Origin of the sequence: Sulfurisoma sediminicola (genome assembly GCF_003865015.1) — a bacterium.
GTDB classification, from domain to species: Bacteria; Pseudomonadota; Gammaproteobacteria; order Burkholderiales; family Rhodocyclaceae; genus Sulfurisoma; species Sulfurisoma sediminicola.
Genome location: NZ_BHVV01000001.1, coordinates 555,807 through 568,008, shown reverse-complemented (window position 1 = coordinate 568,008; position 12,202 = coordinate 555,807). Strand labels below are relative to the sequence as shown.

Sequence of the window (12,202 nt, the reverse complement as noted above, 5' to 3'; positions counted from 1 at the left end):
TCCCATGGGCATTCGGACCCTCCTCAAGCGGATAGTCGGACAGGATGGCGCGTCCCCCGCGGTCGAAAATCGCGTTCGTGACATGCAGCATTCAGTCGACTACTTGACGCTGGAAGTCAGCCGCCTTCGCTCCCTGGTCAGATATCTGAGCGCGGACGTCATCAATGGCCTGCCGATCACCTACCGGACGAGGGAGAGCTTCGATTACCAGTGGCGGGAGAGCCCGGACGGCAACTGGATCGAAACCCGCCCCGAACTGAAACAACGCGAGCCGGGGCTGGTTCTCGAATATACGAAACTCCCGCCGGACTGGTTCGCAGGCAAGAGGGTTCTGGACGCCGGGTGCGGTTCCGGGCGTTTTTCCTGGGCGATGGCCTCCCTGGGCGCCGAGGTCTGCGCGGTGGATCAGTCCGAGGCCGGCGTGTTTCATACCAGGCATGCCTGCGCCGAGTATGGAGAAAGAGTCACCGTTCTTCAGCACGACCTGACACAGCCGCTGCAACTGGAACCGACGTTCGACCTGGTCTGGTCATACGGTGTTCTGCACCACACGGGGAATACCTTTGGCGCATTCTCGAACGTCTCCCGCCTGGTCAAGCCCGGGGGGCATATTTTCGTCATGCTTTACGGCGAGCCGACCGGCAAGGATCCGGGCGAGTTCGCCTACTACGCAGAGGTCGAGCAGCTTCGACGCGAGACATGCCATTTGTCGTTTGCGGAGAGATACGAGTACCTGCAAAAGCTCAAGGGCAAGGATGTCGGCGGCTGGTTCGATGCGGTCAGTCCGACGATCAACGACACGTATTCGTACTATGAGATCGTGTTGTGGCTTCAGCAGAGCGGCTTTGAAGACATTCGACGTACCATGAATGCCAGCAGTCACTACGTGATCGCCCGCCGCTCCAGTTAGTCGGACCAAGGACGGTGTGCGGCCTCGCCGGATGGTTCCGGCTCGATGTTGAACACGCACAGCGTGTCCCGTTGTTGAGGGACATGTGCGCCGCGATCGTCCATCGCGGCCCGGACGACCAGGGGTTCTACGCCGATGACGATTGCGGGCTGGGCTTCCAGCGGCTGAGCATCGTCGATCTCGAGAGTGGCCATCAGCCGATGGCCACCGATGATGGCCGGATCGTCATCTGTTTCAACGGCGAAATCTTCAATCATGTCGAATTGCGAGACGACCTGACCCGGAGCGGCCTGCAGTTCCGTACGCGTTCCGACACGGAAGTCATTCTCCGGCTCTACGAGGCCATGGGGATCGACGGCCTGGCGCGATTGAACGGCATGTTCGCAATCGTCATCTGGGACAAGCGACAGGGCGTCTTGCACCTTGTTCGCGATCGACTCGGTGTCAAGCCGCTCTATTACGCCCGGGTGGGAAATGCACTGTTGTTCGGATCGGAAATCAAGTCCATTCTCGCGTCCCGGCGGATCGAGAAATCGGTCAATCGGCAGGCGGTGTGGGATTTCCTGACCTATCGTTATGTCCCGGCACCGCAGACCATATGGGACGGCATCTTCAAGTTGCCACCGGCGCATCGCCTCGAGTTAAGGCTTGGAGACGCCGAGCCAAGGGTAAGCCGTTGGTGGGACATGCCCATGTCTGCGCCGGCGAGCGAGAAGGCCGATCGGGAATACGAGGACGAGTTTCGCGACCTCTTCGAGGATGCGGTCAGGCTGCGGCTCCAGGCGGACGTGCCCGTCGGCATCACCTTGAGCGGAGGGCTCGACTCCAGCGCCGTAGTCGCCGCGGCCGGAGCACGCTCGCTGCATACCTTTTCCGTCGCCTTCGCCAATGCGCCGGATACCGACGAGTTGGCTTACGCCAGAATGGTGGCGAAGGAGTTCTCGACCCAGCATCACGAGGTCGTGATCGACGAGAAGGAGTTCCTGAACTTTCTGCCGGACTTCGTCTGGCATACGGACGAACCGCTCGCCGATCTGGCATCCCTTCCCCTTTACCATGTCTCCCGATTGGCAAGGCAGCAGGTCAAGGTCGTGCTGTCCGGGGAGGGCGCCGACGAAATCCTGGCAGGTTACGATTTCGATCGATGGGCGAAGTTGTGGGATCAGGTTGCGGCGGCCAGGGTGGCGACGAGCGGGATGCGAGGGTTTGTCTCGGGCCTGGCATCGCCGTTTTCTCCATCATTGCGACGCGAACGGGCTTTGGCTGCGACCGTCACCGATCAACGCCTGGTGCCCGAGCCGATCTCGATGACCAATCTCTGGTCATCGGCAGAAAAGCGCGGGATGTTGTTGTCGCCGGGTGAGTGGCCCGACAGCCTCGACAGCGTTCGTCGCAGCCTCGACCGGCTGGGGGCGCAGGAGCCGTTGAATCAGGTGCTTTATTCCTATTGCCAGGACTGGCTGGTGGAAGATCTGCTGATGAAGGCGGACCGCATGTCGATGGCGAATTCACTGGAACTTCGCACCCCATTCCTCGACTACCGCCTGGTCGAGTGGGCCGCCCGCCTGCCGCCGCGGCTGAAGGCCGGTCGGGGTCCCGGCGGCGAGTACCGGACGAAGGAGATTCTGCGCCGCTATGCGGGCTCGCGCCTGCCGGCGGAGATCGTGACGCGGCCGAAGCAGGGCTTTCCGGTACCGGTATACGATTGGCTGTCGGGCTCTCTCAAGGGATGGGTCGGCGAGATGCTGCTCGACCCCGCGGCGCGTTGCCGGGACTGGCTGCGTCCCGACGCGGTCGCGGCGGCCGTGGCTGCCGGCACCGCGGCCGATGCGCCGTCCGTGGCGCGACACCGCCTGTGGAGCCTGCTGATCCTGGAAATCTGGATGCGGAGGTGGCTGCAGTGAGCGGCAAACTCCTGGCACTGGCGTGGATGATGCCGCCGCTCGTCTTCCCGCGCTCGCTGCAGGTCTCGCGGCTGTTGCGGGCACTGCACCGCCGCGACTGGCGGTCACGGGTGGTCACGGTGGTCCCGGCGGCGGAACCATATGCCGCTCAGGACGCGCGGCTCGCGGAAATCTATCGCGACAGCTACGACCTCGAGCATGTCGAGCCGCGCGAGGAGGTGGAGCCGAGCGAGCTTTGGCGCCGGGCCTGTTGGCGTTACTGGCCGCCGCAGGAACCCGTCACTCCCGACAACTGGGTTCGCCGCTCCCTGGCCGTTCTGCGCCGCGATGTGCGGGCGCTGCGTCCCGACGTCTTCGTCAGCTTCGCCCAGCCATGGATCGATCATGTGGTCGGCCTGCAGCTGAAGCGCAAGTTTCCGCGCCTGCCATGGGTCGCACACTTCAGCGATCCCTGGGTGGACAGCCCGTATTTCGACGTGCCCGATCCCGTCAAGCGGCAGCAGGCGATCGAGCGCGAGCGCGCGATCATCGAAGCCGCCGACGCGGTGATCTTCACCACGACGGAAACCGCGGATCTGGTGATGGCCAAGTACCCGGCGGCATGGCGAGACAAGGTGCACGTGGTAGGGCACGGCTTCGATGCGGAACTGCTGAGTGCCGTCGCGCCGCCGCCATGCTCGGACAAGTTCCGCATCTCCCATACCGGGAACATCTACGGCCACCGCGAACCCATCGCGTTGTTGCGGGCGCTGGCCACCCTGGCTACAGACGGCGACATCCGGCGGCACCTGGCGGTCGAGTTCGTCGGCCATGCGACGCCGGGCATGCGCGAGGCGGTCGAACAACTCGGCATCGGCGATTTCGTCTCCCTCGCTCCCAACGTGCCCTACCTGGAAAGCCTGGCGCTGGGCCAGGCCAGCGACCTGCTGCTGGTCGTCGATGCGCCGGCCGAACGCAGCGTGTTCTTTCCCAGCAAGATCGTCGACTACCTGATGCTGCGGCGTCCCATTCTTGCCGTGACGCCGACCGTGGGCGTCACGGCGACGGTGCTGGGCGATCTCGGCTTCCCGACGGTGGATCCGGCCGACGAGGTCGGGCTGGCGTTGGCCGTGCGCGGTGCGTTCGAGCGCTGGCGTTCCGGCCAGGCGGCGGCGCCCCTGCCCTCGGACCAGGCCATCCGCAGGTTTGATATCGGCGAGGTGGCGGCCCAGTTCGAAGCCGTCCTCGAGTTCGCCAAGAGCATTGCCGCAGGGAGACGACGATGAAAACGCGCATCCACCTGGTCGCCGGGGCACGCCCGAACTTCATGAAGGTCGGCCCCCTCTACCATGCACTCGCGGCCACGGACTGGGCCGAGCCGGTACTGGTCCACACGGGCCAGCACTTCAGCCCCGAAATGTCCGACGTGTTTCTGCGCGACCTCGGCCTGCCCGATCCGGCGTTCCACCTTCGCGCCTCGGGCAAGACCCACGCCGAACAGACCGCTGCGGTACTGACCGCCTACGAGGCGCTATGCCTGAGCGACCGGCCCGACTGGACCGTCGTCGTCGGCGACGTAAATTCCACTCTGGCGGCGGCGCTGGTGGCGCGGAAGCTGAACCTGCCGGTGGCGCACCTCGAAGCCGGCCTGCGCAGCGGCGACCGCACCATGCCCGAGGAGATCAACCGCGTAGCGACAGACGCCATCGCCGACCTGCTGTGGACGCCATCGGCCGACGCGGACGTCAATCTGCGGCGCGAGGGCATCCCGGAGGCGCGCATCGAACTGGTCGGCAACGTCATGATCGACGCCTACTGCCAGCTTGCCAACCACATTGCGGCCGTGGCCACGGCCCGGTCGATGGGCCTCGAGCCGCGATCCTATGTCGTCGTGACGCTGCACCGGCCGGTCAACGTCGATACAGCGGCGAGCCTGACGACGATCGCGGAACAGCTTGTGGCGCTGGCCGGCACGACCACCGTCGTGTTTCCGGTCCATCCCCGGACCAGGAACCGGCTCGAGGAATTCGGGCTCTGGCAGCGGCTGGTCGCTGCCGGCGTCCGCCTGATCGAGCCGCTCGGCTACATAGAATTCATGAGCCTCGTCACCGATTGCGCCCTCGTCGTCACCGACTCCGGTGGCATCCAGGAGGAAACGACCTACCTGGGCATTCCCTGCCTGACGGCGCGCGAATCGACCGAACGGCCGGTGACGGTCGAGCTTGGCAGCAACCGGCTGATTTCGCCGACGGCAATCGCTGCCGAGGCTATCGCGACCCTGTCCCGCGGCACCGAGCGCATGGCCTGCCGCGTCCCTCTCTGGGATGGGCAGGCGTCTTCGCGCATCGTCCGCAGCCTGCGGCAGCGATGCAGTCTTCAGCCGTGAATAGGCAGGCCGCCGGCGACGACTTCGCGGCGGGCGTCGTCGCCAACGTCGAGGACGCCATCCGTCGCGCCGGCGTCCCGTGCACGGTCTGTTTCGAGGTACCCGTGGCCACCGCCGCAATCGAGGCGCTGCTGGCGTCGAAATCCGTTGCCAGCGTGGTGTTGCCGGGCGAAGACGACGCCCTGGCGGCGCGACATCCGGGCCGTGTCGGCTGGTATGTCGACAGTCCGGAAGTCTGGAGGCTGCCAGGGCAGTTGGGCCGGGATCTGATCCTGGTCGGCGACTGGTCGCGCTTCGGGTTCCGTGCAGCCATTAGTGCGCTGCGCGCGGGGATCGCGGGACTGCACTGCCTCGCATCCATCGAGCCGCCACGGCGCCTGGACATGCGCGTCGTCGTGGCGAGAAAGTTCTTCGACTCGATGGTTTTTCGCTTCCTCCATCAATTCACCCGTCGATTCATGTCCTTTGGCGTCCAGGAGTGGCGATTCGAGAACAAGGCCGCGCGATTCGCCCGCCTCCTTAATGGGGCGAAGAACGAAGCGAAGCCGTTACCTGCCACGAAGATCCTGTTTGTCGCCGCGAGCCTCGGCCCGGGAGGCTCCGAACGCCAGCTCTGCAATACCCTGCTCGGCCTGAGGGGCCGCGGCCTTGACCAACTGGAACTCATCCACGAGCAGCCGATGCGGCATCCGCACGATTTCTATTTGCAGCCATTGTTGCAGGCGGGGATTCGTTGCGAACGCGTCCGGCCGATCTTTGCACGCGGTGCCAGTGAGCGGACGGCGGCGACGATCGACCGGCATGTGCTCGGGCTGCTCAAGTCTTGGAACGGGCTTGGCGTTGCGATTCTGGCCTATGTCCTCGAGTTTCGCGACCGGCGGCCCGACGTGGTCCATTCATGGCTCGACCACACGAACGTGGCGGCCGGCCTGGCGGCGCTGATTGCCGGCGTGCCGCGCGTCGTGCTCGGCTGCCGCAGCATGTCTCCCCGGCATTTCGCGTTTTACCAGCCGTTCATGCGCCCGATCTATCGCCTGCTCGCGGGCCATTCCAACGTCGTGTTCCTGAACAACAGCGAAGCCGGTGCCCGCGACTACGCAGCCTGGCTCGGGGTGGCGCCGGAACGGATGAGGGTCGTGAGAAACGGCTTCGACTTCGATGCCTTCCCGACGCCATCGGCGCGTGTCCCGCTGGCGCAGGAATATCGTCAGCGCCATGGCATCGATGCGGCAGCCCTGGTGGTCGGCACCGTGATGAGGCTGTCGGAGGAGAAACGCCCCTTGCTCTGGATGGCGATCGCCGTGCGCGTCGCCCGCGAGGTTCCCGCTGCGGCGTTTTTGGTCGTCGGCGACGGCCCGCTGCGGAAGAGTCTCGAACAGGCCGTGGCCGATGCGGGGTTGAGCGAGCGATTCCGATTCACGGGTCACGAGCGAAAGGTCGTGGCCGCGCTGGCGGCGATGGATGCGTTCCTGCTGACTTCGCGGGTGGAAGGGCTGCCCAACGTACTGGTGGAGGCTCAGGCCATGGGGGTTCCCGTGGTCACGGTCGATGTCGGCGGCGCCGGCGAGACGCTCGATAGCGGAAAGACCGGATGGCTGATGGACTCGGACGACCCCGAGACCATCGCCCGCGCCCTTGTCTCGGTGCTGCAGGATCCGGCCTGGCGTGCCCGGGCGGCCATGGCGGGAAGGGACCATGCGCTGGCGCGGTTCGGACAAGGCAGAATGATCGACGAGACCCTCCAGAGCTACGGGAGCCCCCACAAGGCCGACGCCGCGTAGGGAATACGGTGAAGGGCATTCTTCTCTATGTCATTGGCTCACTCGAGGTCGGCGGCGCCGAGCAGCACCTCGTCCAGGTGGCCTGCGCCCTGAAGGAACGCGGATGGGGGCCCGAGTTCTTCGTGCTCGTCCCGCACGGCCCATTGGCCGAGAAACTGCAGGCGGCGGGGATTCCGATCCACGCGCCTTCCGTGCCGCGCTGGCTCGAGCGCATCGGCAGTCCCCGGTTCAAGGCGCGACTGCAGCTGGTGCTCGCGCTTGCCGGCCTCTCGCTGACGATGCTGCGGCGTCGCCCGGCGGCGACCCATTTCTTCCTGCCGGCCGCCTATCTGCTCGGCGGCATCGCGGCCGTGCTTACCGGAACCCGCCCGCGGCTGATGAGTCGCCGCAGCCTCAACCTCTACCAAAGCACCCATCCCGTCTATGCGCGCTTCGAGCGCCTGCTGCATCCCCGCATGGATCGGGTCTGCGGCAACTCGCGCGCGGTGATGGCGCAATTGGCCGCGGAGGACATCGCTCCCGAGCGCCTGCGCCTGATCTACAACGGGATCGATCTCGAACGCTTTCCGGCCGGTTTCGACCGGGCCGCCAAACGGCGCGAACTCGGCCTGTCGGATGACGCCCTGGTCTTCGTCATCGTCGCCAACCTGATCCCCTACAAGGGGCACGCGGACCTGCTGGAGGCGCTGGCGCTGATGAAGCAGAATCTGGGCCGCCCATGGGCTTGCCTCTGTGTCGGTCGCGACGATACGATCGGTGGCGGATTGCGGCAACGGGCATCTGCTCTCGGCATCGGCGACGAGGTGCGCTGGCTCGGTTCCCGCACCGACGTCCCGGAACTGCTCGGTTGTGCCGACATCGGGGTACTCTGTTCGCACGAGGAGGGGTTTTCCAATGCGGTCCTCGAGAGCATGGCCGCCGGCCTGCCGATGGTCGTGACGGATGTGGGCGGCAATGCCGAGGCGGTGACCGACGGCGTCAATGGCCGCGTGGTGCCACCCCGCCAACCCGCGCTGCTGGCCGCTGCGCTGCTGGCGGTCGCGCTCGATCCCGATCGGGTGCGGATGGGCCGTGCCGGGCGCAGCCGCGTCGAGCAGATGTTTTCGTTGCCTGCCTGCGTCGACGCCTACGAGAAGCTTTATCGCGAAGTGATCACAGAGAAACACTGAGGGGCCATCCATCCATGTGCGGCATTGCCGGATATTTCCAATTGTCCAACGCGGCTGCGGCCGATGCTTCAGCGGCGCGGGCCATGGCCGATCGCATCGTGACCCGCGGTCCCGACGATGCCGGAAGCTGGGCCGAAGGCCCGGTCGCGCTGGCCCACCGTCGTCTTTCCATCCTCGATCTGTCTCCGGCGGGACACCAGCCGATGCACTCGGCCTGCGGCCGCTACGTCATCGTTTTCAACGGCGAGATCTACAACTGGCGGGACATGCGCGCCGCGGTGGAGGGCGAGCCGTATTTCGCCGAGTGCGTCCGTGCCTGGCGCGGCCATTCCGACACCGAGGTGATTCTCGCCGCCGTCGCCTGCTGGGGCTTCGAGGCGGCGCTGCAGCGCATGGTCGGCATGTTCGCCATCGCCTTGTGGGACCGCCGGGAAAGGGCCCTGTTCCTCGCTCGCGACCGGCTCGGCGAGAAGCCGCTCTATTACGGGCGCTTCGGCCGGACGCTGCTGTTCGGCTCCGAACTCAAGGCACTGCGCGCACACCGGGATTTCCGCGCCGACATCGATCGCGATGCGCTGGCGCTGCTGATGCGCCACAACTACATCCCGGCGCCGTACTCGATCTACCGCGGCGTGCGCAAGCTTCCGCCCGCGTCCTATCTGCGCGTCGGCGCCGACGGTGCGGAAACCCTGCGCAGCTATTGGTCCGCGCAGGAGATCGCGGCGCGCGGCCAGGCGGAACGCTTCGAGGGCGACGATGCTGCGGCGATCGACGAGCTCGAACGCGTGCTGTCGCGGTCGATCCGGGAGCAGATGGTGGCCGACGTGCCGCTCGGCGCCTTCCTCTCCGGCGGCATCGATTCGTCGACTGTCGTGGCGCTGATGCAGGCGCAGAGCGTGCAACCGGTGCGCACCTTCTCCATCGGCTTCCACGAGGAAGGCTACAACGAGGCGCAACACGCGCGGGAAGTGGCGCGCCACCTGGGTACCGAGCACACCGAACTCTACGTCACGCCGCAGCAGGCGCAGGCGGTGATCCCGCGCCTGCCGGATCTCTACGACGAGCCCTTCGCCGACTCCTCGCAGATTCCGACCTTCCTCGTCGCCGAACTCGCGCGTCGCCATGTGACGGTCAGCCTCTCGGGCGACGGCGGCGACGAGCTTTTCGCCGGCTACAACCGCTACTTCTTCGCCGGCGAACTGTGGCGCGGCATCGCCCGCGTGCCGCGGCCCCTGCGCGCCCTCTCGGCGCGGTCGATCCACGCGTTTTCGCCGCGCACGCTCGACGCGCTCGCCCGCTGGACCCGGCCGTTGCTGCCGCGCCGCCTGCGCCACGCCAATGCCGGCGACAAGCTGCACAAGCTGGCCGACATCCTCGGTCACAACGGCCTGGCGACGATCTACCGCGACCTCGTCTCCCACTGGAAGGAGCCGGCAGAGCTCGTCCTCGGCGCCACCGAGCCGCCGACGGCGCTGACCGACCCTGCCCGGCGCATAGTTCTTCCCGACATCGTCAGCACCATGATGTGCCTGGACACCGTCAGCTACCTGCCGGACGACATCCTGGTCAAGGTGGACCGTGCGGCGATGGGCGTCAGCCTGGAGACGCGCGTGCCGCTGCTCGACCATCGCGTCGTCGAATTCGCCTGGCGCCTGCCGATGTCGCTCAAGGTGCGGGGCGGCGACGGCAAGTGGATCCTGCGGCAACTACTCTATCGCCACGTGCCGCGGACGCTGGTGGAACGGCCGAAGATGGGCTTCGGCGTGCCCATCGATGCGTGGCTGCGCGGCCCCTTGCGCGACTGGGCCGAGTCGCTGTTGGCCGAGGACCGCCTGCGCCGCGAGGGCTACTTCGACCCGCAGCAGGTACGCGAGAAATGGCGCGAACATCTTTCCGGCGGGCGCAACTGGCAATACCTGCTGTGGGACGTGCTGATGTTCCAGGCCTGGCTGGAGCGTCACCATGGCTGAAGCGGGGGCGGCACCGCGGCCGCGCCTGCTGTTCGTCGTGGCCGAGGACTGGTACTTCTGCTCCCATCGCCTGCACATCGCCCTGGCGGCGAAGGACGCCGGCTTCGACGTCGCCGTCGCCACGCGCGCGAAACGCGACGCCGACCGCATCACGGCCGCCGGCTTGCGCCTCCATCCCATCGGCATGCGGCGCGGCGGCCTCAACCCGTGGCGCGAGCTGACGTCGTTTCTCGAGCTGCTGCGCATCTATCGCCGCGAGCGGCCCGACCTGGCCCATCACGTCGCGGTCAAGCCGGTGATCTATGGCTCGCTCGCGGCCCGGCTCGCGGGCGTGCCCCGGGTGGTCAATGCGCTGGCCGGCCTCGGCTTCCTGTTCTCCTCTTCGAGTCTCAAGGCCCGCCTGCTGCGACCGCTGGCGACCCTGGCCTACCGCCTGCTGCTCGGCGGCCGCGGCCGCGTGCTGATCCTGCAGAACGCGGACGACCGCGAGTTGTTCGTCCGCCGCGGCCTCGCCCCGGCTGCGGGGATACGACTGATCCGCGGCTCGGGCGTCGATACCGATCGCTACGCCCCCCGCCCGGAACCCGAGGGCCGGCCGCTGGTCGTGCTGCCGGCGCGGCTGCTGCGCGACAAGGGGGTCGGCGAATTCGTCGCCGCGGCGCGCCTGCTCAGGGCGCGCGGCATCGCGGCACGCTTCGCGCTGGTCGGCGACGTCGACCCGGAGAACCCGGCTTCGATCGGCCGCGAACAGCTCGACGCCTGGCAGGCAGAGGGGGTGGTCGAGATCTGGGGCTGCCGCGACGACATGCCGGAGGTCCTGGCGGGCTGTGCGCTGGTCTGCCTGCCGTCCTACCGCGAGGGCCTGCCCAAGGTGCTGCTGGAGGCGGCGTCCTGCGGCCGCGCCATCGTCGCCACCGATGTGCCGGGCTGCCGCGAGATCGTCGCTGATGGCGACAGCGGCCTGCTGGTGCCGCCGCGCGACGCCGCGGCGCTCGCCGCGGCGCTGGCGACGCTGCTCGGCGATCCCGCCCTGCGCCGCTCCATGGGCGAGCGGGGCCGCCAGCGGGTGCTGGCCGAGTTTGCCGCGGAGAAGGTCGCCGCCGCGACCTTGGCCGTCTATCGGGAGCTGCTGGCCGCATGAAAGTGCTCGTCACCGGCGCCGGCGGCTTCGTCGGCCAGGCGCTGCTGCCGCTGCTGCTGGAAGCCGGCTGCGCGGTACGCGCCGCGGTGCGCCGTCAGCCCCTGCCTATGGCCGGCATCGACTCCGTCGTCGTCGGCGACATCGGACCGGCGACCGACTGGACGGCCGCGCTGGCTGATGTCGATGCCGTGGTACATCTGGCGGCGCGGGTCCATGTGATGCGCGACGCCGCCGGCGACCCGCTCGCCGCCTACCGTGCGACCAACACCGTCGGCACGTTGCGCCTGGCCGAAGCGGCGGCACGGGCGGGCGTCGGCCGTTTCGTATTCCTCAGCACGGTCAAGGTCAACGGCGAGAGCACGCCGCCCGATCGCCCCTTCGTCGACGGCGACCCGTCGGCAGCGACGGACCCCTATGCGATTTCCAAGGCCGAGGCCGAGAGTGGGCTGCTGTCCCTGGCGCAGACCACCTCACTCGAACCGGTGGTCTTGCGTCCCCCGCTGGTCTACGGTCCCGGCGTCGGCGCGAATTTCCTGCGCCTGCTGCGTCTGGCCGAGCGCGGCCTGCCGCTGCCCCTGGCGGCGGTGAGCAATCGCCGCAGCATGATCTACGTCGGCAACCTGGCCTCGGCCATTCTTGCTGCGCTGCGTGCGCCGAGTCTCGGCGGCCGCGTTTTCCTCGTCGCCGACGGCGAGGATCTGTCCACGCCCGAACTCTGGCGCCGGCTGGCGGCGGCGCTCGGCCGGCCGGCGCGGCTGTGGCCGCTGCCGCCGATGGTGCTGAGCATCCTGGCGAGGCTGGCGGGGCGGCGCGCCGAAATCGAGCGCCTGACCGGCTCGCTCGCCGTCGATGCGCGCGGCTGGCGCGAGGCGAGCGGCTGGGCGCCGCCCTACACGGTCGAACGGGGCATTGCCCGCACGGTCGCCTGGTATCGAGGCGCACAGGCACGGCGGTAGGCGACG

General features: G+C 67.6%; 9 protein-coding genes. All 9 read left to right on the top strand.

The features are described 5' to 3' along the window. Positions 1-4: 4 nt before the first annotated feature. Genes EJE94_RS02675 through EJE94_RS02635 form a run of 9 tightly spaced genes read left to right on the top strand, consistent with a single transcriptional unit; the run spans position 5 to position 12,196 of the window. A complete protein-coding gene (locus EJE94_RS02675; RefSeq protein WP_121239933.1) occupies positions 5-910 on the top strand; it encodes a class I SAM-dependent methyltransferase in 906 nt (301 codons plus the stop codon). Positions 911-924: 14 nt separating this feature from the next. Next, positions 925-2,814, top strand: a complete 1,890-nt coding sequence (asnB, locus tag EJE94_RS02670) for an asparagine synthase (glutamine-hydrolyzing) (RefSeq protein WP_121239932.1) — start codon at positions 925-927, stop codon at positions 2,812-2,814. After that, a complete protein-coding gene (locus tag EJE94_RS02665) occupies positions 2,811-4,079 on the top strand; it encodes a glycosyltransferase (RefSeq protein ID WP_121239931.1) in 1,269 nt (422 codons plus the stop codon). Before asnB (EJE94_RS02670) ends, EJE94_RS02665 begins: the two co-directional genes overlap by 4 nt. Continuing rightward, the gene (gene wecB, locus EJE94_RS02660; RefSeq protein ID WP_121239930.1) at positions 4,076-5,179 is read left to right on the top strand and encodes a non-hydrolyzing UDP-N-acetylglucosamine 2-epimerase; all 1,104 of its coding nucleotides are present in this window, start codon (positions 4,076-4,078) and stop codon (positions 5,177-5,179) included. The genes EJE94_RS02665 and wecB overlap by 4 nt, the downstream gene beginning before the upstream one ends. Continuing rightward, the gene (locus tag EJE94_RS02655) at positions 5,176-6,960 is read left to right on the top strand and encodes a glycosyltransferase (RefSeq protein WP_165904737.1); all 1,785 of its coding nucleotides are present in this window, start codon (positions 5,176-5,178) and stop codon (positions 6,958-6,960) included. Before wecB ends, EJE94_RS02655 begins: the two co-directional genes overlap by 4 nt. 8 nt (positions 6,961-6,968) lie before the next feature. Beyond that, complete coding sequence (locus tag EJE94_RS02650; RefSeq protein ID WP_165904736.1) at positions 6,969-8,129, top strand: glycosyltransferase; 1,161 nt, start codon at positions 6,969-6,971, stop codon at positions 8,127-8,129. A 14-nt stretch (positions 8,130-8,143) separates the two neighbouring features. Beyond that, positions 8,144-10,099, top strand: coding sequence for an asparagine synthase (glutamine-hydrolyzing) (gene asnB, locus EJE94_RS02645; RefSeq protein ID WP_121239927.1), 1,956 nt, complete (start codon positions 8,144-8,146; stop codon positions 10,097-10,099). Continuing rightward, positions 10,092-11,240, top strand: coding sequence for a glycosyltransferase family 4 protein (locus tag EJE94_RS02640; protein ID WP_121239926.1), 1,149 nt, complete (start codon positions 10,092-10,094; stop codon positions 11,238-11,240). Before asnB (EJE94_RS02645) ends, EJE94_RS02640 begins: the two co-directional genes overlap by 8 nt. Then, complete coding sequence (locus tag EJE94_RS02635) at positions 11,237-12,196, top strand: NAD-dependent epimerase/dehydratase family protein (RefSeq protein WP_121239925.1); 960 nt, start codon at positions 11,237-11,239, stop codon at positions 12,194-12,196. Before EJE94_RS02640 ends, EJE94_RS02635 begins: the two co-directional genes overlap by 4 nt. The last annotated feature ends 6 nt before the right edge of the window (positions 12,197-12,202 follow it).